The sequence below is a fragment of the Methylocystis sp. ATCC 49242 genome (genome assembly GCF_000188155.2).
Lineage (GTDB): Bacteria > Pseudomonadota > Alphaproteobacteria > Rhizobiales > Beijerinckiaceae > Methylocystis.
Genome location: NZ_KE124774.1, coordinates 2,319,521 through 2,341,306, shown reverse-complemented (window position 1 = coordinate 2,341,306; position 21,786 = coordinate 2,319,521). Strand labels below are relative to the sequence as shown.

The following is a 21,786-nucleotide window of genomic DNA, read 5'->3' as shown; positions in this document are numbered from 1 at the left end:
TCAGCTCAGAATCTTCGGAACCCGGTTCAGCCGGAGCCTGTAGGCGTCCGGCATGCCGCTGCCCAGCAGCGGCCGCAAATAGAGGCGGAAGGCGTCCGTGACGTCCGTCCCGCAGGGGCTGATGAACTCATCCGGCATGACTTTGGTCTTGGCTGCGATTTCTTCAAGGGGCGTCAGCTGGTAGTCCACGGAATAAAAGCCGGTGCGATGGATCGTCACCGAGCCGTCGCGTCCTCCCCAGAGGCCATATTGGACGGCCTTTTCGCCCACTTCGCGGGCTTCGCGCTGGTCCACGTCCGAGACGCAACCCACGAAGCTGCGCTGCACATAGCCGAAAGTGTCGGCGCGAACGCGCTTGAATCCGAGCTTTTCTTTCACAAGCTGGGTCAATTCGTCCGCCAGCGCCCCACCCCCGAGGTGTACATTGCCATGGGCGTCGCGCTCGACCTGCCTGGCGAGCTTTTCGGCGATGGGCGTGTGATTCTCGTCGCAGACGCCCTCGGAAACGGCGACGACGCAGCGTCCGTATTTGTCCATGGTCGCCTTCACGTCGGCGAGGAACTTCTCGATGACGAAGGCGCGTTCGGGAATGTAGATGAGATGCGGTCCGTCATCGGGGAACTTCTTGCCGAGCGCCGATGCGGCCGTGAGAAAGCCCGCGTGGCGGCCCATGACGACGGCGATATAGACGCCGGGCAGGGCCCAGTTGTCGAGATTGGCGCCGGCGAAAGCCTGCGCCACCCAGCGGGCCGCGGAGGGAAAGCCGGGCGTGTGGTCGTTGATCATCAGGTCGTTGTCGATCGTCTTGGGGATGTGGATGGCGCGGAGCGGATAGCCTGCGCTCCTCGCCTCCTGCGAGACGATGCGGACCGTGTCGGAGCTGTCGTTGCCGCCGATATAAAAGAAGCAACCGACGCCATGGGCGCGCAGCACCTTGAAAATTTCCTGACAATATTTCAGGTCTGGCTTGTCGCGGGTGGAGCCCAGCGCCGAGGACGGCGTGTTTGCGACCATTTCGAGATTGTGGGTGGTCTCCTGCGTCAGATCGAGGAAGTCCTCATTGACGATGCCGCGCACGCCATGGAAGGCGCCATAGATTCGCTCGACCTCTCGGAACTTGCGTGATTCCAGCACCGTGCCGACGAGCGACTGGTTGATGACGGCGGTGGGTCCGCCGCCCTGTGCGACAAGGACCTTGGAGAAATCGATGGCGGTCACGAAGGGGCTCCTATTTAGCGCCAGCGGCGACATGCCCGCCCCGAGGCGGAGAGTCGGCGGCGCGCTTGAACCGGCGCGCAATTGCGGCGCTCGATTGTCGATTCGTCGCCGGCGGGCGGCAACTTAAAGCGTTTTCGAGCGAAGTGGAAACCGGTTCGCGTGAAGAAAATGCGTCGAGCGAAGAGATTCCGGGCCATTCCGGTTCAATCTGAACCTGAATGGCCTGGTCGCCGGCGCAATTCGCCGCAACCGCGCCCCTCCGTGGCGATCGCCCTGTCTCGAGGCGTCGCGGATGGTTGAAGCCGGGCTGGCGGATGATGCTTGCGCCGCGTCGACGCCCGGCGGGCGATTTGATCGCAAATCGCGGCGCGCGCGGGCGACGAAAGCGCGCCGAAGCGGAGTCGCCAAAATCATTCTGAAGACGCTCGGTAAAAAATAGCCCGGCCGACGCCGGGCTAATGTTCTGCCGGATTACACGAGCTGTCCGTGGCAATGCTTGTATTTCTTGCCCGAGCCGCAGGGGCAGGCTTCGTTTCGGCCCACCTTGCCCCAGGTCGAGGGGTCGGCGGGGTCGCGGACGGGCGCGGGGGCTAGGGCCTGCGGCGAGAAATCCGACGATGCGAGGCGCGCATTGAGGTCTTCGAGCGCCGTCTGTTCAGCGCTGACGCCCGCGGAAATGGCGACCGGATCGGGGTGCATCATCTCCATTGGCGGCAGTTCCGGCGGCGCCGAGGGCGGCGCCTCGAAGCTGACCTCGACGCGCATCAGCTGCGCGGTGACGGTCTCGTCCCAATGGCTCATGAGGCTGCGGAACAGTTCCAGCGCCTCGGACTTGTATTCGTTGAGCGGATCGCGCTGCGCCATGCCGCGCCAGCCGATGACCTGGCGCAGATGGTCGAGCGCGACGAGATGCTCGCGCCACAGCGTGTCGAGCGACTGCAGCACAACCTGCTTTTCGATCATGCGCATGAGCGGCGCAGTGTTCCTCTCGACGCGCGCTTCATAGGCGGCGTCGGCCGCATCCAGCAGGCGCTCCTTGATCTCCTCGTCGGCGATGCCTTCTTCCTTCGCCCAGTCGGCGACCGGCTCGTTGAGATTGAGTTTCGCCTTGACCTCCTCGGCGAGCCCCTCGACGTCCCATGCTTCGGCGTAAGCGTCATGCGGAATGTGGCGCGACACGAGATTGTCGACCACCTCGGCGCGCATGTCGGAGACCTGCTCCTCGACACTCTCCTCACCCATGATTTCGCGCCGGCGCTCGAAGATGACCTTGCGCTGGTCGTTCATGACATTGTCGAACTTGAGGATGTTCTTGCGAATGTCGAAGTTGCGCGCCTCGACCTTGTGTTGCGCTTTCTCGATCGCCTTGTTGATCCACGGATGGACGATCGCCTCGCCCTCCTGCAGCCCGAGCTTGACGAGCATGGAGTCCATGCGCTCGGAGCCGAAGATGCGCATCAGATCGTCCTGCAGCGACAGGAAGAACTTGGAGCGGCCGGGATCGCCTTGGCGGCCCGAGCGGCCGCGCAGCTGGTTGTCGATGCGGCGGCTCTCGTGGCGCTCCGTGCCGATGATGTAGAGGCCGCCGGCGGCCAGCGCCTTCTCCTTGAAGGCCGCGACTTCCTCGCGGATCTCGGCTTCCCTGGCGGCGCGCGCGTCGCCTTCGAGGCCGGCGCATTCCTGTGCGACGCGCATCTCGACATTGCCGCCGAGCTGAATGTCCGTGCCGCGGCCGGCCATGTTGGTGGCGATGGTGATCGCGCCCGGAACGCCGGCCTCCGCGACAATATAGGCTTCCTGTTCGTGGAAGCGGGCGTTGAGCACCGCGAACATCTTCGACGGCTCGCCGGAACGCGCCGCCTTGTAGAGCTCCGACAATCCCTTGCCGTCGGCGAAGTCGATCATCTTGTAGCCCTGCTGGACCAGGAACTCCGCGAGTTGCTCCGACTTCTCGATCGAGGTCGTGCCGACGAGCAGCGGCTGCATGCGCGCATTGGCGTCCTTGACCTCTTCGAGGATCGCGCCGAGTTTCTCCTTCGCCGTGCGATAGACCTCGTCGTCGTCATCGCGGCGCTGAACCGGACGGTTCGTGGGAATCTCCACGACGTCGAGCCTGTAGATCTCGGCGAATTCATTGGCCTCGGTCGCGGCCGTGCCGGTCATGCCGGCGAGCTTGTCGTAGAGGCGGAAATAGTTCTGGAAGGTGATCGAGGCGAGCGTCACGTTCTCCGGCTGGACCTGCACGCGCTCTTTCGCCTCCAGCGCCTGATGAAGCCCTTCCGAGTAGCGGCGGCCCGGCATCATGCGGCCGGTGAATTCGTCGATTATGACCACCTCGCCCTTGCGGACGATATAGTCCTTGTCCTTCTGGAAGAGCTTGTGGGCGCGCAGCGCCTGATTGACGTGATGGACCAGCGTGACGTTGTGGGCTTCGTAGAGCGCCCCCTCCGTCAGCGCGCCGGCGTCGATCAGCAGCTGCTCCATGTGCTCGTTGCCGGCGTCGGTGAGGCTGATCGAGCGCTGCTTCTCGTCGAGGTCATAGTCCTCGGCGGAGAGCTTCGGGATGAGACGGTCGATCGTATTGTAGAGATCCGACTTGTCGTCCACGGCGCCGGAGATGATGAGCGGCGTGCGCGCCTCGTCGATGAGAATCGAGTCCACCTCGTCCACGATCGCGAAATTATGCCCGCGCTGCACCATCTGCGCGAACTCGTATTTCATATTGTCGCGCAGATAATCGAAGCCGAATTCGTTATTGGTGCCGTAGGTGATGTCGCAGTTGTAGGCATCGGAGCGGCCTTCGTCGGAAAGGTCGTGGACGACGCAGCCGACGGTCATGCCGAGGAAGCGGTAAATCTGACCCATCCAGTCGCTGTCGCGCTTGGCCAGATAGTCGTTGACGGTGACGACATGCACGCCCTTGCCGGCGAGCGCGTTCAGATAGACGGCGAGCGTGGCGACGAGGGTCTTGCCTTCGCCGGTGCGCATTTCCGCGATCGCGCCCTCGTGCAGCACCATGCCGCCGATGAGCTGGACGTCGAAGTGGCGCTGGCCGAGCGTGCGCTTCGCCGCCTCGCGAACGGTGGCGAAGGCGGGAACGAGCAGGTCGTCGAGCGTCTTGCCGGCGGCGAGCTGTTCACGGAATTCCTCCGTGCGGGCGCGCAGCTCCTCGTCGGAGAGAGCTTCTAGCTGCGGCTCCAGCGCATTGATGGCCTTGACTTTCGGCGCATAGGTCTTGAGGCGGCGGTCATTGGCCGTGCCGAAAATCTTCTTGGCGATGGCGCCGAGCATCCCGCAAACCTTTCTAACGATGGCGCGCCGCCGCCGGGGCGCGCGCAGAATCGGCGGGCGGGGCGGAGCGTCGCAAAGCTTTGGAAAAGCAACCGCTTGTGACGGCGACCGGGACTCCGGGCGTCAGGGCCGACGCGGCATTTCCGCCGGAGAGATAAGGGGGTGGGGAAGCCTTGTCAATGTAAGGGGCGCCTTGGCAAAGTCGCTCTCGGGCAGACTTGGCCGCTGCGGCCATCGGGTGGACTTCCTCGTCCTTCGAGACGCCGCCTGCGGCAGCTCCTCAGGATGAGGAAGTCCGTCCGACGTCTTGATTTCCGCTCTTTTGTCCTTCGAGACGGCCTCTACGATGCCTCCTCAGGATGAGGGAGCGGAAATCAGACCTTCAATCGGGTGGTCGGAAAGCGGCGACCGACGAGAGTTTTCCTCGATGTAACGAGGCAGAGTTGAATGGCCAGAAACAAGAATCAGCATTGGGTTCCGGACAGTTATCTGCGAGCATGGGTTGATCTCAATACACCAGCCGGGCACGAGCCATTTGTCCATTTGTTTGACAGAAAGGGCGGCAACCATCGACGCCGTAGTCCCGGTAACATAATGAAAAAGCCCGAGCTCTACACAATTTTCAGGGGTAAAGAGCGAGACCTCAGCATTGAGGATCATTTCGCACAGAAAATAGAGCCTGAGTTTATCCGCGTTCGTGCTTTGATCGAAAGCGCTGGCCACGTCGGAATGCAAGAAGTTGCCGCGCTTTACGGATTTGTTGCGGCAATGATTGCGCGACCTCCACGGCAAATCGAGCATATGAAACAGCATTGGGCTCGCATATTCCAGAAAGCGCGAAACATACGGATCCGCTCAAATGTTCAAATGCCGCCCACGTTAGTGAGCGGTCCCAAGATAGCGCTCGAAGAAATTCAGCAGATGGCAAGCGATCCAATGGGAACTTGGTTTCCGGACTTCGTAAACGCGAACATCAACGTCATTTCACAACGCTTTGGTTGCGATATACTCATCAATGAATCTCCGCACCCTTTCTTAACTAGCGACAATCCCGCTGTTATCTGTTTCCCAAACAGCAGGGGAAACGAGCGGCGCATGGTCCCAAGGGGGTTAGGTTCGCGCGGGTGTGAGATCACGATGCCGATTTCACCTAGATTCGCTCTGCGTTTCAGTCACAGGCCTCCTGGCCTCTATGACTGGATCACGCTTGGCTGGGAAGGAGTATTCGATATCAACTTTCGTACAATCACGAAGGCACATGAGACAATCGTTAGCGACTGTGAGGACTTATTTTTCGTACAAACCATTGTTGACAGAGTGGCGGCTGTCGACAGCGCATAAACGGAGGGGCGTTCACGGTGCCTCCGTGATGTCCCGAAACGGCTTCGGCATCCGCCCGCTTTTCAAGAGCCGCGAGAAAATCGCCAAGCCGCCCGGCTCATTGCCGTTGGGATGCACGAGCACGATCGAGCCCGCCCGCGGCGGCGGGCCGAGCGCCAGCCAGGAATCCGCCCCCAGCGCCACGAGATGGCGTTCCCGCAGCTTCTCCAGCAGCGCGCCGTCGGCGACGAGCCCGGGAAAGCGGAAGAAGACCGACGGCGTCTCGCCATGGGCGATGAGCAACTTCTCGGTTTCGAAAATCTCGCGGTCGAGATCGACGCCCGGCCGCAGCAGATAATTTTGCGCGTCCTTCAGCCCGGGAACGTAAGGGTGAGAATAGGAGTGGTTGGCCCAGGAGATGGCTAGCGCGCCGGAGCGGACCTTCTCCTGCAGCCAGGCGAAATCCTCGGCGTGATGCGCGATCCAGCCGCCCGAGACCGCGAGCGTCAGCGGCGTTCCCGGCCCCTGCGCGGCGACCTCATCTATGAAGGCGTGGTCGAGCGGCTTGTGGCTGGGGCAGAGATCGCCGGTGATGAAGGCGCCGCCGCCCTTGCCGTGGATGAGCCCGGCGTTGACCAGCGCCGGGGGCCTCGCCGGATCGGCCGGCGGCCTGACGGCTTGCAGGAAGCGCGTCTCCGCCTGCTCCTCCTCGCTCGTCTGCGCGCAGCGCCAGCAGGCGGCGCGCTCCAGCGTGGTCTCCAGCGACCGGGGATCGACGGTGAGAAGCAGCTTCTCACCGTCGATGGTCATGCGGCGGATGACGAGGCGGATCGCCTCCCCTTGCGCGCAGCTCTCGAAAACGGGCGCATAATCGCGCACCCGCGCGCCCGTCGCCGCGGGCGAGGGGGCGATTGTCGCGGGAGCGCAGGCTTCCCCGGCGCGCGCCGTTGTGGCGGCGGCGAGGCTCGCGCAGAATAGCAGGGAGAAGAGGGTTCGTTTCACGCGCGCGATCATGACCAAAAACCCGCCAATTGAGAAGCCGACGCTTGAAATCGAAACCGGCGAATCGGCCGAGGTCGCCGCGCGGCTCGGCGCGGAAGTCGCGGCGCGCTTCGGGCCGCGCGACGAGGCGCCGCTGTCGATCGTCGCGCGCGATGCGTCCGGCGCGCTGATCGGAGGCCTGAATGGCGTCAGCCACTGGCGCTGGCTTTATGTCCGTCACCTGTGGGTGTCCGACGCGCAGCGCGGCCGCGGACTTGGCGGAAGGCTGATGGAGGAGGCCGGGCGCGCCGCCCTCGCGCGCGGCTGCATCGGCGTCTATATCGACACATTCGATCCGCGCGTCGCGGATTTCTACGAACGCGCCGGCTTCTCGCGGGTCGGCGAGATCGCGGATTTTCCGCCCGGCGGCCAGCGGATTTTTCTGAGCAGGCGTTTGCGATGACGATGAAGGCAATGGTCCTGCGGCGGCCGAACACGCCGCTCGTGATGGAGGAGCGTCCGCTCCCGGCGCCCGGCGAAGGCGAGTTGCGCCTGCGCGTCGAAGCCTGCGGCGTCTGCCGCACGGACCTTCACGTCGTCGACGGCGAACTCACGCAGCCAAAGCTCCCGATCATACCGGGCCACGAGATCGTCGGGCGCGTCGAGGCGCTGGGGCCGGGCGTTTCCGGTTTCACGCCCGGCCAGCGCGTCGGCGTGCCCTGGCTCGGCCACACATGCGGCCATTGCCCCTATTGCGCCAGCGCGCGCGAAAATCTCTGCGACGATCCGCTCTTCACCGGCTATACGCGCGATGGCGGCTATGCGACCCACGCCGTCGCCGACGCCTCCTACAGTTTCGCGCTGCCCGACGAGGGCGATCCGGCGACGCTCGCGCCGCTCCTCTGCGCCGGGCTCATCGGCTGGCGCACGCTGAAAATGGCGGGTGCGGCGAGTGTGATCGGCATATACGGGTTTGGCGCGGCCGCTCATATCATCGCGCAGGTCGCGATCCAGCAGGGCAAGCGCGTGCACGCCTTCGTGCGGCCGGGAGACGCGCCCGCGGCCGAATTCGCGCGCTCGCTCGGCGCCGCCTCCGCGCAGGATTCCGACGCGTCCGCGCCCGAGAAGCTCGACGCCGCGCTGATCTTCGCCCCCGTCGGCGCGCTCGTGCCGCGCGCGCTGGCCGCGACGAGGAAGGGCGGCGCGGTGGTGTGCGGCGGCATCCATATGAGCGACATTCCGGCCTTTCCCTATGCGCTATTGTGGGAGGAGCGGCGGCTCTTGTCCGTCGCCAATCTCACGCGTGAGGACGCCCGCGAGTTTCTCTCGCTCGCGCCGACATTGGCGCTAGAGATACATGCGGTTCGCTATCCCCTCGCGCAGGCCAATGAGGCGTTGAATGATCTGCGCGACGGGCGCCTGCAGGGCGCCGCGGTGCTGATCCCATGACGAAGGGCGTGCTCGCCTTCAGCCGCGCGCGAGCACTGACGGGAGAGAGCTGCATATCGCCCCGACGATAGCAGCGATATCCCGCGCCGCGTCGATGCGCAGCCATCCGATCTCGCCCGTGTCCTTCGCCATCTGCGCCTGAAGCACGTCGCGCGTCGCGTCGGACACGTCGTTGAAGCGGTTTTCGACCCGCGCGACGCGGCGAGCGAGATCGACGTCGAGCCACACGCCAGAAAAGGGAACGCCGAGTCCGCGCGCGATATTTTCGATTTCCCCGCGGTCCTGCGGACGATCAAGCACCGCATCGACGATCACCGGCCAGCCCGTCGCGGCGACGCGCGCCGCCGCCGTGAACATGTCGCGATAGACGCGCGCGGACACGTCGCTCCCATAGGCCTGTTGCGGCAGGCGCTCCGTCGGCCCCACGCCGAACATGCGCTTGCGGATACGGTCGCTGTTGATCGTGCGCGCGCCGGGCGCCGCGCCGAGACGCGGCGCCAAGGCCGCCGCGACGCTCGACTTGCCCGAGCCGCTGAACCCGCCGATGGCGACGATTGCGCCATGCGACGGCGCGAGCAGCTCGCGCGCGAGATTCAGATAGAGGCGTGATTTTTCGGCGTGCCCCTGCGACGCCTCCACATGCGCGCGGATCGACGCGCGCATCGACATGAAGAAGGGCAGGAGCGGCAAGCCGTCGATCTCGTCGCGCGCATCGAGATAACGGTTCAGAGCCACATTGGCGAGATCGCGCAGATCGACGCGCCACAGATCCATCAGCAGGAAAGCGAAATCATAGAGAACGTCGATCGTCGATATGTCGTCGGAAAATTCCAGACAGTCGAAGGGCGTCGGCTCGCCCTCGAAGAGGCAGATGTTGCGCAGGTTCAGATCGCCGTGACAGGGGCGCACCTTGCCCGCAATCCTGCGGGCATCGAGCCGCGCAGCCTGCGCCTCAAGCGGCCCGCGCAATCGCGCGACATGCGCGTCGATTTCCGCCGGCGCCGCCGCCGAGGCTTCGCGCAGGCTCGCGTCGATGTTGTCGACGATCCTGCCCAACGCCGCCACGCCGCCGCGCACATAATCGGGCGGCTCCGCGTCCTGAACCTGCGCGACATGACGCGCGAGCCGCTCGATCATGTCGCGCGTGAGCCGGCCGGCGAGCGCCATTTTTTCGAAAAGCGCGTCATCGTCGAAGCGGCGCATCACGACGACGGCGTCTATCGTCTCGCCTGCGCCATCGAGCGCGAGGCTTCCATCCTTTTCCCGCGTCACGCGCCTTGCGCCGAGGTAGAGACGAGGCGCGTATCGGCGATTGAGCGCGACCTCGCGCTCGCACATTTCTAGGCGTAGCCGCGGCGTCGAGAAATCGAGATAAGGAAAACGAACCGCGCGCTTGAGCTTGTAGACCCGCTCCTTGCCGAGCAGCACGATGGAGATATGCGTCGTGACGGTCTCCTGCGCGCCGCCGTCGAGCGTGGAGAGAAAACGGACAGTCTCATCCTGCGCATTCGTGCTCATGAATGATCCATATCGTTTTCCCAGCGTTTGACGAAAGCGGACTTGGCGATATGCGCGAGCGCCGCGTAGCCGATCAGGAAACCGCCGACGACTGGCCAGTAGCTCCATGGGAGCGGCGTGAAGCCGAAGACATTCGCAAACGGCGAATAGGGCAGCGCCGCGCCGAACAGGCAGACCGCAATGGTGGTCGCGATGAGCGCGCCGCTCGCGCGGCTCTGGAAAAAGGGAATCCGGTTGGTGCGTATGATGTGAATGATGAGCGTTTGCGTCAGCAGGGATTCGACGAACCATCCGGTCTGGAAGAGCGAGGGCTTGTTCCAGGCGTCGAAGACGGCGAGCATGAGGATGAATGTCGCATAGTCGAAGATGGAGCTGATCGGCCCGACATAGATCATGAATTTGGCGATGCCGCCGATATCCCATTTGCGCGGGCGCGTGAGATATTCCTCGTCGACATTGTCCGTCGGAATGGCCGTCTGCGAAAAATCGTATAGAAGGTTGTTGGTGAGAATCTGGATGGGCGTCATCGGCAAGAAGGGCAGGAAGACGCTCGCGCCGAGCACGCTGAACATGTTTCCGAAGTTCGAGCTCGCCCCCATCTTCACATATTTGAGAATGTTGGCGAAGACCTTGCGGCCTTCGATGACTCCGTCGTTGAGCACCGCGAGGCTTTTCTCCAGCAGGATGATGTCGGCGGATTCGCGCGCGATGTCGACGGCGGTGTCGACCGAAATGCCGACGTCCGCAGCCTTCAACGCAGGGCCGTCATTGATGCCGTCGCCGAGATAGCCGACGACATGGCCCTGTCGTCGAAGCGCTGCGACGACGCGGGCCTTCTGCGGCGGCGTCAGCTTGGCGAATACGGTTGTCGAGGCGGCGCATGCGGCGAGCTGCGCGTCGTCCATGCGATCGATTTCCGCGCCGAGCGCGAGACGATCGACCTGCAGGCCGACGTCGTGACAGATCTTGCGCGTGATGATGTCATTGTCGCCGGTGAGAATCTTCACGGCCACGCCGCCCTTCGCCAGATTGGCGATGGCCTGCGCGGCGCTATCCTTGGGCGGATCGAGAAAGGCTATGTAGCCCAGCAGCGTCAGACCGGTTTCGTCGGCGGTGGAATATACGTCCTGTTCCGGCGGCATTTCCTTGTAGGCGACGGCGACGACCCTGAAGCCGTCGGCGTTCAGCTCCGCCATCTCCTGCTGCGCGGTAGAAAGATGCGAGGGGTCGAGCGGCCCGCAGGCGTCGACGGAATCGAAACGCGTGGAGACGGCGAAGATTTCCTCCACCGCGCCCTTGCAGATGAGTAGATGCTGGCCATCGTCGCGCTGCACGACGACCGACAGCCGACGCCGCTCGAAATCGAATGGAATTTCGTCGATCTTCGTGAAGCTGTGCCGGGGTTGCAGCCGTTCCTCGATCTCCGCATGTTGCAGGACCGCGATGTCCAGCAGGTTTTTAAGCCCGGACTGGAAATGACTGTTGAGATAGGCGAACTCCAGCACGCGGTCGGAATCTTTTCCGTAAATATCGAGGTGGCGCTTCAGGATGATCCGGTCCTGAGTCAGCGTGCCGGTCTTGTCGGTGCAGAGCACGTCCATCGCGCCGAAATTCTGTATGGCGTTGAGTCGCTTGACGATGACCTTCTCGCGCGAGATCGCCAGCGCGCCCTTGGCGAGATTGACGGTCACGATCATCGGCAACATCTCGGGCGTGAGGCCGACCGCAACCGAAATCGCAAACAGAAGCGCTTCGAACCAGTCGCCTTTCAGATAGCCGTTGATGAGAAAGACGGCGGGCGCCATCACTGTCATGAAGCTGATCATCAGCAGGGTGAATTTCTTCACACTCTCGTCGAAGGCGGTGGAGTCGTCCTGCTCCCCGAGCCTTTCGGCGATCTCGCCGAAAAGCGTGCGGCTTCCCGTCATCAGCACCAGGGCGCGCGCATAGCCGCTGACGACATTCGCGCCCATGAAGGCGAGATTGCCGACGTCGAGCGGCTCGACCGGCGCCGCCACGACATGGGCGAATTTCTCGACCGGCAGGGATTCGCCGGTCAGCGCCGATTGATTGACGTAGAGATCCTTCGCCTCGATGAGCCTGACATCGGCCGGGATCATGTCGCCCGCCGACAGGCGCACGATGTCGCCGGGAACGAGGTCTTCGAGAGACGTCTCCACGAAGCCATCGTCCGCGGAGCCGGCCTCCGGCCGCCGCACGGAGGCGCGGATCCGCACCATGGCGCGCAGCTTTGCCGCTGCGGTGTTGGAGCGATGCTCCTGCACGAAGGCGAGGAGCACGCTCAGGACCACCATCGCCGAAATGACGATCGCCGCGCGCCGATCGCTCAGCGCCCAGGACACGACCGCGAGGGTGAGCAGAAGCGCGTTGAGCGGATTGAACAGATGTCCGGCGAATTCGCGCAGCAGGCCGACGCTGGCTTCATGCGCGATGCGGTTCGGTCCATAGACCCTGCGGCGTCCCCACGCCTCGTCGCGGGTGAGTCCGGCGGTCGTGGTCGCGAAGCTGGCGAGGAGCGGATCGACGTCGCTCGACGCCGCGCCGATGAGCATGGCGCGAACCGCTTCGTCCCCATGGAATCCCGCGGACTCGACTCGACTGGGCATTTCGGCGCTTCCTCGGCGGAGCGGGCAGACCCTTTCGATGTCGCAAATTCGCGCCCCTTCCGCAATGCGTTGCGCCCGCGTCGCCGCGTCGCGCTGGCCGACCCGGCCGGCGCCTAACCTTTCCTAAAGGCCCGCGCGCCATCTTGGACGCGACTGTGAAGGAAGCGCGCCGCATGAAAATCGCCATCGCCATCGCCACCACCGGACGACCGCGAACCGTCGCTGAAACGCTCCGCCGGTTGACTCGCCAGACGCGCGCGCCGGATCGGCTCGTCGTGGTCGGCGCGGCGACGGAGGACGCGCCGCAGGTCACACAGGGCGCCGAATTCTTCGTCGCGCCGGGCCGTGGGCTCTCGCTTCAGCGCAACCATGCGCTCGATCTGATCGCGGACGAGGCGGACGTCGTTGTTTTCATCGACGACGATTATGTTCCCGAGCCCGGTTTTCTGGCCGGCGTCGAGCGGCTGTTTACGGACCGCGGCGAGGTCGTCGCCGCTTCCGGCCATCTGATTGCGGACGGCATACATTCGCGCGGACTGACCTTCGAGGAAGCCGACGCCCTCATCGCCGCTTACCGGCAGCCGGGCGATTATCGTCTCGTCGACGATACCGGCACCTATGGCTGCAACATGGCGTTCCGGCTGAGCGCGGCGCCGCGGGTGCGCTTCGATGAAAATCTGCCCCTCTATTCCTGGCTGGAGGACACGGACTTCTCCGCCCAATATGCGCGCGTCGGGCGCGTCGTGCGGACCAATCATTTCGCCGGCGTGCATCTGGGCGTGAAATCCGGCCGCACCCCCGGCGTGCGCCTCGGCTATTCGCAGATCGTCAATCCGCTCTATCTCGTGCGCAAGGGCACGGCGGCGCCGCGTTTTGCGCTCGGGCTCGCGTCACGCAATCTGATCGCCAATATCGTGAAGTCGCTGCGTCCCGAGCCATGGATCGACCGGCGCGGCCGTTTGCGCGGCAATCTCCTCGCGCTCGCGGACATCGCGCGCGGCCGCGCCGACCCCCGCCGGGTGCTGGAGCTTTAACGCAAATCCGGCGAATTTGGATTCGCCGAATTTGCTCTCGCTTCATGTCTCGTCGCGCGTTCGAAAGGAAAACCGCCTACACTTTTCCTGAACGCGCTTTAACGCTTCAGCCGCGCGCGAATCTTCGGCGCGAAGACGCTGCGCATCTCGCCGATGTCGAAGGCGTAGGCGACGGCGCCGTAAACCGCCGCGCCGGCCGTCACCTGCGCGAAAAGCGCCAAGACGCCCGGCGTCATGGCGCGCATCGGCGCGCCGGCCGCGAGCATGGCGACAGTCGCAATCGACGCGCCGAAAATGTCGCGCGCGCGCGGCCACATGGGTTCGAGCAGAAACATCATCGCAAGGAGCGCGGCGAGTCCGCTGCATGACGAAATCGATTGCGCGACGGCGAAGCGCGAAGCGTCGGGCGTCGGCGGCAGATAGATCACGCAAAGCGAATTTGCGATCGAGGCGACGAGGGCGGCGATGACGAGCGGCGAGAGCTTGTGCGAAATCTGAAAGGCGCTGTTGACGCCGTAGTTGATCAGCGCAAAGGCAAGGAGCGCCGGGGTCATCAGCGTGAAATAATGCGCGAAGGGTCCACGGAAATTCTCCGGCACGAAGAGTTCCTGAAAGCTCGGCAGGATGAGCCAGCAACCTGCGACGGCCGGCAACGCCACGGCGAAGACGACGCCGAGATTTCTGGAAATCTGATTATGCGCGGCGCCGACGCCGTCGGTCGTTTCCGCATGCACCGCGATCTGGAACAGGATCACGTCGAGCGCCGAGGCCACGGCGCCGACGATGCGGATGCCGATCTCGAAGGCGAGCGATATGCGGCCGACCTCGGCGAAGCCGTTGATCTGCGACGCCACGGCGCGATTGGTCAGCGGCACTGTCTGATACAGGAAATTCGCCAGCACGATCGGCAGGCCATAGGCCAGAAAGCGCGTGACGAGCGCGCGCTCCGCGGCGCCGAAGCCTGCGTCGGCGTCGATCAGTCCCGCGCGGCCGACGACGAGCGAACCCGCGACGGAAATCATCATGCCGACAAGCGCGACATTGGCCGAGCGAAACAGAAGCGCGCCCCCAACGGTGAGCGCGAAGGCGAGGAGGTTCTTCGAGATCACCAGAGCGCCATAGGCCCTGTCCTGAAAACGCGCGCGCACCAGAGCGCTGGCGAAATCGAAGAGCCCGTTGGAGATGGCGACGCCGATGGCGAGCGCGGCGAGATCATGCGTGAGCGTGAGATCGATTCCCAGCGCCCATATGACGATCGCGAGCAGCGCCGCGAGCGCGGCGAGAACGGCGAAGGCTGAGTCCAGCGTCGCGCGGATCTGCGGTCGCTCCCGCCGGTCGCGCTCGGAGTAGAAGCGCGTCGCGGCGAGCCGCAACCAGTCGAAAAGCAGCGTCTGTACGACGACCGCCACTGCGAGCGCCAGCACGAAACGGCCGTATTCGGCGGGACCGAGGAATTTCGCGACGAGCAGGCTGACGACGAAGTTCAGGAGGCTGTTGAGGATGAAAGGAGCCATCATCCACATCGGCGCGAGCCCTCCCGGGAACGCATACGCATGATCAAAGCTGGAACCTCAGGCCCACGAGATAGACGTTCGCCGTATAGTCGGCGTTGGGGAAGCTGCTGTCGAGCAACTCGTGCATATAACTTCCGCGCAGTGAAATCGAGCGCGTGATCTTGTAGTCCAGTTTGACGCCAATACTGCCGCCGCGTTCAACCACATCGGCGCCCTGATAGTTGTTGTTGTAGTAGGAGGCCAGCAGCGAGACGTTGAGATTGCGCAGAAGATCATGCGACAGCTGCAGGCTGACCGATTGCGTCAGCACGCCGCTGGCGTTGGCGAGCGTCGTTTCGTTCAGCGTCGTGGAGCCACGCAGCGTGAGCGTCGTCAGGGCGGAGGGCGTGTAGATCAGCGAGGCGTCGATCACCGGCCCGCGCAGCGGGGGCAGGCGCCAATCCGCGTAATGGCGCTCGGCGTAGCCGCCGGAGACTTCGCCCTTCACCAGTTCCGTAACGTTGAACGCGGCGCCGCCGCGCAGCAGGAAACCGTTGCTGTCGCGGTAGAAGCCGTTGAAGTCGGTCGGCTGGTCATGGACGCGCCAGCTGTAGGCCCCGTCCACGAAAGGCTTGAGGTCCGGCGACACTTCGTAGGAGACGCGGCCGCCGCCGCCATATCCGTCGTAGCTGGTGCGCGCGAGATCGAGGACGTCGCCGTTTGAATAGCGGGTGTTGTCGTACATGACCCGCTCCAGCGTTCCGCGCAGCGAAACCTCGAGACGATTGAACCTGTGCGTGACGCCCGGCGCCGCGCTCACGCCGAAGACGATCGGCCGGTTGACCACCTGCACGGTCTGGACGCCGGAAAAGAGCGCCGGCGCGCCGGGACGGATCGTGTCGAGCGACAGGCTGCCTTTCAGGTCGAGCGAAGTGTCGCGAGTCAATTCGTAGCGGCCGGTCAGCGAGCCGACGGCGTCCGGACGGCTCGCCAGCGGATAATCGAAATATTCCGAATAGCCCCCGCGCATATCGGCGACGAGGCTATGGCGCCCCCACTGGGACTGAAGCGTGAAGCCGCCCTCGGCGCGAAAGAGTTTCGACGGACGCGGATTGAACTGCGGCGCGAGGCGATTGGGGTTGTCGTCATAGCCGCCGGAGGTCTCGACGTAAGGGAAGAGCCGCAGCGAGCCGATCCCGACGCCGACAGGGTCATACGGCTTTTCCTCCATCTTCGGCCTCGGCCTGACCTTGATCGTCGGCTCCACGGCGACCGTCACGGGCGGCGGCGGGGCGGGGAGCGGCGGCTGCGTCGTCGGGCGTAGCTTCAGCGCCCGTTTGGCGATGGCCGAGGTCTTGTAGGGTTCGAGCGGCGGCAGCGGATTCTGCGGGCCGAAGGGCTTCGGCAGGCCGATCCGCCTCGGCGGATAGGGTTTGGGGAGCTTTTGCGGCTTGACCGGCGCGCCGTAATTGGCGGCCCCCGAGCGGCGCGGATCGGCCTCCGGCTGCATCCCGCGCATGAGAGGAGCGGGTCCGGGCGGAATTTCGAGATCGAGCTGGCGCATCGGCGGCGCCGGTTGCGAGAGGGGCGGCAGCGTCGGCTGGCGTTTCGGGGCGGCGGCGGCGGTGGGGCGGGCCTGGCCGGTCGCAGGCGTCGCCGCGAGCGCCGCCAAGCGCAGCCCAAGCGACGCGGCTCACCGAATAGACTGACGGCACGTCTTCCCTCGCCCGCGCGCCGGTCGTCCGAGCGGAAGCTTGGCGGCGCTAGCGTAGCGTTAGGGAAATATGGTTAACGAGAGCTTATCCGTAAGCTATTCCATGCCGAGCGCGGAGAGGTAGAGACCGAGGATTTCCTCCTCTTCCTGCCGCTTGCTCTTGTCCTGCCTGCGCAGCGAGACGATCTTGCGGATGATTTTCGCATCGAAGCCCGTGCCCTTGGCCTCCGCATAAACATCCTTGATGTCGTCGGCGATGGCGCGCTTCTCCTCCTCGAGCTTTTCGATTCGCTCGATGAAGGCGCGCAGATGCCCGCCGTCGACGCCGTTGCTGTCCATGAGATTTATCCCGAAACGGTTGCGCCGGCCGGGCGCGAGGACGCCGGGCCGACTGTGTCTCGGAGCCTTGCGACAGGTTTTACGGCGTCGTCAAGGCGGTAACAGGGACTAATCCCCGCTTTCCTCCGGCCCGAGCGCCGTCACCGTGACACGAGCGGCGCCTTTGTTGTCGCCATAGCTATGTCGCCAGGAGCTGTCGGAATTAGAGGAATATTTCCCGGTAAGCCAGGCGATGGGGAGAAAGCCGGTGTAGGCGTCGTTCACGAAGACGAAGAGTTCGCCGTCATTTGGCGCCTTGAACTTTATGGAGAGTTCCTGCTTTGCTGCGCCGTCCGTCGAAGACGCGTCCGCATCGACAGCGAATTCCGCGTCCCCCTTCTCGCCAACCCGGATCATGGCTTTGAGCCAGGGTTGCAACCATTCTCGCCGAAAGAAGATCCCGGCGAGATATTTCATTTTTTCCGAGCCGTCGAGATTCGAAAAGTCCAGGCCGGCGGAAGTCGCCGGGTGAGAGTCGTCTGTCCAGGGCTGCAAAAGCTCGAAGCGCGCCACATAGCTTCGCCCCTTCTCCAGCAGCAGCGCGCTTCGATGGCAGGGGGCGTCGATCGGAAAGTCGAATTGTGTCGGTGTGGAAAGACGCTTGGCGTCGACCGAGCCTTCACACACGGCGCCGAAATATGACTCGCCCAAAAACACCATATGGTCGACCATCACAACAGCCAGGAGCACACCCACCAACACGACGGCATAAGGGAGGGCCGGATACACCGTGGTCTTGATCGCGCGAACCGCCGGAAATTTCCGGAGTAAATTCGAAATGCGCTCCAGCAGGGGCGTTCCGGGCAGTTGGGGGCTCTCCATCATTCCCCACGCGATACGTGATCTGTCGGCAATCTCGCCCTTAAGCGTGGCCCCTTTGCGCCATGACAGGAGACCGATCAGCATGCATCCGGCGAACACGACCGGATGCGCGCGAAACGCGTCGAGCCAGTATTCCGAAAAAGGCGGGGCGAATTTTGCCGCTGTGTCCATGATCCAGTCGACCACGCCGCTCAGCAGGGAGACGGCGTCGCCAACATATCGATCGATTGCAGAAGTTATCGTCGGCGAAATATACGCGCCGATCGTTTCGGCGAGCCTGGCCCTGATTCCCGCGGTCAAATCAAGCCCCGAGAACAATTTGGCGAAAGGCAATGTCAGCAGGACGGAGAGCGAAACGACCGTGCAAACATAATACACTCCGCGCCACCACACGGCAGAGTCAATCCATTCCAACTGGTCGCGCGACGGCGTTTTCAGCCTGCCGACTGCCGCCGCCATCGCCGCCATTCGCCCCTCTATGTCGGCATATTCGGAGCGGGCGAACCGGCCGGCGCGGTCTTTCGCGGAATTGATATAATCCGCCAGTTTCTGAATGCGTCCTCGTTCCGAGACGACGCCGCACTCCTCCGGCAGCGCGATCGGCGCATAACCGTCGAAATCGACCGCCATGCGGAAGATCGCGCTTTCATGGACGAGCGGCAGATAATCGACTTCATCGGGACGAAGCGCGTCATCCTTGCCCGCTTTGAGCGCCTCGGTGACGCGCTTGCGGCTTTCGCGCATGAATTCGTTGATATCGCGCGGCTTGTACCGATAGAGCACGCCCACGCCCGCGCGTGAGTCGTAGATCTGGCCAAAGGCGGTCGATTTGGCGTTGATTTCATCGATGACCGGTTGCCGGAAGCAAACGCCATGTTGTCCCGCTTCGAGCATGATCCATTTCAACGGCAACAAGGACATCGTGTCGTTGGGGTATCCGCCGCCGACGTTTGCGTGCACTCCGGGGAACCATAATTGAACAGATCGCTCGGTGACGGTTCTCCATGCCTCGTCCTCCGCCCTTGCTCTCGCTTCGGCGCTCTCCTGGCCGCCGTTTTCCGACAGGAACTTCGAGACGCACGCCTCCCGCGCGCGGCGGGAATTGCTGCGATCCACGGCGTCGTCGAAGAGGACTGGCCTGAAAGACTTTCTTTCATCATCGATGGAGAGTGCGTGGCGGACGCAAGCAACATTCGGCGCAATATCGAAATTGCTGAAAGTCATCGGAAAAATGAGTCTGTCGATTGCGATGCGCAATTCGTCTACCGGCATACCGTAAGCGCCCACGGTGTCCCATAACCCCAGAAAATCGATTTTTATATTATTCTCTCGTTTTGTTTCCTGGTATGTCGCGCCATATCTTCGGCGGTCCAAAATATCGTATATCTTGTCGCGTATCACCCGAAGCGGTGTTTCAATTCTGAGGGCGGTGCGGAAATTCTCCTTGCGATAGGCGTTGTAGGCGCGCCGGGCCAGTCGATCCAGCTCCGCTTCGCTTTTGGCGTGGATTGGAAGCCCCTGTGAATGGACGAGTCCGACAAGCACGCGGATGGTGAAGGCGCCACGACTGAAGCCGAAGCAGGCAATCGTCGGCGTCACTCCCGCAGAACGCGCATCGCCGTAATGGCGTGTCAGAAATTTATAGAGATCGAGGACGTTTCTTTTCAGGCCCACGCCAAAGGCGCCGCCAATCGCGGCGAGAATTTTGTGCGAAGAGGACCCGACGCCATCGTCGTAATAGGCGATCTGGCCTTTCTCGGGCGACATGTCCAGCGAGTCATAGACACGAAAAACATTCGTCTTGAAAGGCGAGGATGCGCTGTTTCCGGTTCCATCGGAAAAGAGAAGGATTGTCTTGAACATGGCGGTCTCTAAAAAATTGTTGCGACAATGAAAGCAGATTTACGCATTCGAGAACGAACTGCAACTGTTTTTTGTCACAGCGACACAAGTGTGAAGCTGCGTTCAGGCGGTCCTTCGATCGTTCGAATTTTTCCTCTCGATCCTCACGCCGTCCGGCGTCGCCCCTGCGGTCCGCGGCGTGGTTCGTGCGCCGGCGCGACGCGGCTCAGGTCATCGACGAAGGCGTCGATCTGGGCGGGGCCGACATGCGGCATCAGGATTATGTGGGCGAGCTCATCCTTGACGGCGAGCTGCCACTTGCGAACGATTTCTTGCGGCGGGCGTTTCAGCACGACGATATTGGAGCATCGATTGGCCCAAGCCGGCCAGCCGACGCCGGCGAGCCGCGCGAGCGCATATTGCGTCTGGTCCAGGCAGGCCCTGACGCGCGCCTCGAATCCCTTGCGGCCAAGCGCATGTATCGCGCGCCACAGCATCAGCGTCGACAGGCCGTTGCGCGAGCCGGAAATTGTCGTGTCAGAGGCGCCGATATATTCGATCGCCGACTTCACGCGCTCGACATTGTTGCGCCTCGCGACGACGACGCCGGAAGGCGTCGGCATTCCGATGAATTTATGGCCCGACACGGCGATCGAATCCGCTCCGGCCGCAAAGTCGAAAGCCGGCGCGTCCTTCATGAAGGGGAGCGTCATGCCCGCCAGCGCGGCGTCGCAATGAATGTAATGGTGGTGGATCGCGTTGTCGTGAAGCGCGGCGCGGATTCTGCCAAGGTCGTCGATGGCGCCCTTCATCGTCGTGCCGATGTTGGCGAGCAGGATCGCCGGCTTGTCGCGGTTGAAGCGCAGCATGTCCGAAAGATCGTCGTAGCGCATCTCGCCGTTCTCCTGCGACCGCAGCACGATGTGCTTCATGTTGAGCACATGCACGATCTTCATGACGCTGTAATGCGTGTCCTCGGAAAAATAGACGACGCCATTGGGGCAAATCTCGCGTGCGAGATAGAGGCCGTACATGTTGCCCTCCGTCCCGCCATTCGTGACGTAACCCCAGTAATTGGGCTTCTGGATGTGGTAGAGCTGCGCGAAGAACTCGATCACCTCGCGCTCGAATTCATGCGTATTGAGCCCGTAGAGATTGTCGTCGAACGGGTCGCCGACGTTGTTGAGCGAAAAGGCGTGGAAGCGTTCGAGCTCGGGATAGTCGAAGCAGAAGTTCGTCGGATAGCCGATCATGGTCGCGGCGCGGGCCTGAAGCTCGTCATGCAGCCGGTCGAGGCGGGCGGCGCTCGCGGCGTCGAGCGCGCCGGCCCCGCGTCGCGGGACGTTTTCTTCAATTCCGGTTTCCGCCGCGCGCACCCTGTTCCGCATATGTCGGCTCCTGACCGCAGGCGCGCCGACCGTCCGCCGACCGGCGCCGCTCTACCGGTTATAAATAAGGGCGGCGAATGAAATTGCGACCGGCGCGCATGAGCCTCACCTTGAAAGCGCGGCGCTTTCGTCCGACATTTCGCGAAGCCCACCGGGCGCGAGGAGCGATGAGACGATGAGCGACGGCGATTTCCGCAAGGATTACACGACAGGCGCCCCGGAGCGGGAAGCGTCGGCCGCGCCCTATATTCCGCCGCAGGCGCTCGAGGGCGTGCGAACGCGCCGAATCTTCGCGGTTTGCCTCGACTTCATTCTGGTGTCGGGGCTGTCGGCGGCGCTGTTCGTGGCGCTCTTCGTCCTCAGCGCCGGAATGTCGGCCTTTCTGCTGCCGCCGCTCTTTCCAGTCGTGGCTTTCTTCTACAACGGCCTGACCGTTTCGGGATGGCGCATGGCGACTCCCGGCATGGCCTTCATGGACCTCGAGATGCGAACCATGCAGGGCGAGCCCGTCCCCTTCCTGCAGGCGGCGGTGCACGCCGTGCTGTTCTATGTCACATGGCTGCTGCCGCCTCTGTTCCTCGTCTCGCTGGTCGCGAGAGACAAGCGGTGCCTGCACGATATGCTTGCCGACGTCATCGTATTGAGGCGTTCTGCGTAATTTACGCATTGGCGCGGCAGGCTCTCCCGCCCTATGCTGAATGACGAGCAATC

At 63.4% G+C, this 21,786-nt stretch carries 16 protein-coding genes; 6 read left to right on the top strand and 10 right to left on the bottom strand.

Annotated features, from left to right (window positions below; translation table 11 throughout):
- The gene (locus MET49242_RS13495; protein ID WP_036288085.1) at positions 1-1,218 is read right to left on the bottom strand and encodes a 6-phosphofructokinase; all 1,218 of its coding nucleotides are present in this window, start codon (positions 1,216-1,218) and stop codon (positions 1-3) included.
- A 65-nt stretch (positions 1,219-1,283) separates the two neighbouring features.
- Between MET49242_RS13495 and MET49242_RS25555 the strand changes: the two genes are divergently transcribed.
- Positions 1,284-1,430 (top strand): hypothetical protein, encoded by a 147-nt coding sequence (locus MET49242_RS25555; protein WP_158497304.1) that lies wholly within the window; start codon positions 1,284-1,286, stop codon positions 1,428-1,430.
- A gap of 259 nt (positions 1,431-1,689) precedes the next feature.
- Here MET49242_RS25555 and secA read toward each other — a convergent pair whose 3' ends face one another.
- Positions 1,690-4,509: a preprotein translocase subunit SecA gene (gene secA, locus MET49242_RS13485; RefSeq protein ID WP_036283564.1), complete on the bottom strand. Its 2,820-nt coding sequence runs from the start codon at positions 4,507-4,509 to the stop codon at positions 1,690-1,692.
- 447 nt (positions 4,510-4,956) lie between these two features.
- Between secA and MET49242_RS13480 the strand changes: the two genes are divergently transcribed.
- Positions 4,957-5,850 carry a DUF4238 domain-containing protein gene (locus MET49242_RS13480; RefSeq protein WP_084679091.1) on the top strand — a complete coding sequence of 298 codons (894 nt, stop codon included), beginning with the start codon at positions 4,957-4,959 and terminating at the stop codon, positions 5,848-5,850.
- A gap of 12 nt (positions 5,851-5,862) precedes the next feature.
- Here the strand turns inward: MET49242_RS13480 and MET49242_RS13475 are convergent, their stop codons facing one another.
- Positions 5,863-6,843 (bottom strand): polysaccharide deacetylase, encoded by a 981-nt coding sequence (locus MET49242_RS13475; RefSeq protein ID WP_051134197.1) that lies wholly within the window; start codon positions 6,841-6,843, stop codon positions 5,863-5,865.
- On the opposite strand from MET49242_RS13475, the gene MET49242_RS13470 reads away from it, so the two are divergent.
- Both MET49242_RS13470 and MET49242_RS13465 read left to right on the top strand, forming a co-directional pair.
- Complete coding sequence (locus MET49242_RS13470; protein ID WP_036283560.1) at positions 6,842-7,273, top strand: GNAT family N-acetyltransferase; 432 nt, start codon at positions 6,842-6,844, stop codon at positions 7,271-7,273. The two genes, MET49242_RS13475 and MET49242_RS13470, sit on opposite strands and share 2 nt — an antisense overlap.
- A 2-nt stretch (positions 7,274-7,275) precedes the next feature.
- Positions 7,276-8,259 (top strand): zinc-dependent alcohol dehydrogenase family protein, encoded by a 984-nt coding sequence (locus MET49242_RS13465; protein ID WP_036288079.1) that lies wholly within the window; start codon positions 7,276-7,278, stop codon positions 8,257-8,259.
- A gap of 18 nt (positions 8,260-8,277) precedes the next feature.
- On the opposite strand, the gene MET49242_RS13460 is transcribed toward MET49242_RS13465, so the two are convergent.
- Positions 8,278-9,777, bottom strand: coding sequence for an AAA family ATPase (locus MET49242_RS13460; protein WP_036283558.1), 1,500 nt, complete (start codon positions 9,775-9,777; stop codon positions 8,278-8,280).
- Positions 9,774-12,404 carry a magnesium-translocating P-type ATPase gene (mgtA, locus tag MET49242_RS13455; RefSeq protein WP_036283556.1) on the bottom strand — a complete coding sequence of 877 codons (2,631 nt, stop codon included), beginning with the start codon at positions 12,402-12,404 and terminating at the stop codon, positions 9,774-9,776. Before mgtA ends, MET49242_RS13460 begins: the two co-directional genes overlap by 4 nt.
- 173 nt (positions 12,405-12,577) lie before the next feature.
- On the opposite strand from mgtA, the gene MET49242_RS13450 reads away from it, so the two are divergent.
- On the top strand, positions 12,578-13,438 hold the full coding sequence (locus MET49242_RS13450) for a glycosyltransferase family 2 protein (protein ID WP_036288076.1): 861 nt from the start codon (positions 12,578-12,580) through the stop codon (positions 13,436-13,438).
- Between the two features lie 98 nt (positions 13,439-13,536).
- Here the strand turns inward: MET49242_RS13450 and MET49242_RS13445 are convergent, their stop codons facing one another.
- The 5 genes from MET49242_RS13445 to MET49242_RS13425 form a co-directional block, all read right to left on the bottom strand.
- Positions 13,537-14,961 (bottom strand): lipopolysaccharide biosynthesis protein, encoded by a 1,425-nt coding sequence (locus MET49242_RS13445; RefSeq protein WP_036283554.1) that lies wholly within the window; start codon positions 14,959-14,961, stop codon positions 13,537-13,539.
- Positions 14,962-14,995: 34 nt separating this feature from the next.
- Positions 14,996-16,603 carry an outer membrane beta-barrel protein gene (locus MET49242_RS13440; protein ID WP_051134196.1) on the bottom strand — a complete coding sequence of 536 codons (1,608 nt, stop codon included), beginning with the start codon at positions 16,601-16,603 and terminating at the stop codon, positions 14,996-14,998.
- Positions 16,604-16,741: 138 nt separating this feature from the next.
- The gene (locus MET49242_RS13435) at positions 16,742-16,984 is read right to left on the bottom strand and encodes a DUF2312 domain-containing protein (protein ID WP_036283553.1); all 243 of its coding nucleotides are present in this window, start codon (positions 16,982-16,984) and stop codon (positions 16,742-16,744) included.
- Positions 16,985-17,092: 108 nt separating this feature from the next.
- Positions 17,093-19,708: a DUF2235 domain-containing protein gene (locus MET49242_RS13430; protein ID WP_036283550.1), complete on the bottom strand. Its 2,616-nt coding sequence runs from the start codon at positions 19,706-19,708 to the stop codon at positions 17,093-17,095.
- Positions 19,709-19,851: 143 nt separating this feature from the next.
- The gene (locus MET49242_RS13425; protein WP_084679089.1) at positions 19,852-21,075 is read right to left on the bottom strand and encodes a histidine decarboxylase; all 1,224 of its coding nucleotides are present in this window, start codon (positions 21,073-21,075) and stop codon (positions 19,852-19,854) included.
- A 175-nt stretch (positions 21,076-21,250) separates the two neighbouring features.
- Here MET49242_RS13425 and MET49242_RS13420 point away from each other — a divergent pair, with 175 nt between their 5' ends.
- Entirely contained in the window at positions 21,251-21,733 is a 483-nt protein-coding gene (locus tag MET49242_RS13420; RefSeq protein WP_036283547.1) for an RDD family protein, read from the top strand.
- Positions 21,734-21,786 lie beyond the last annotated feature (53 nt).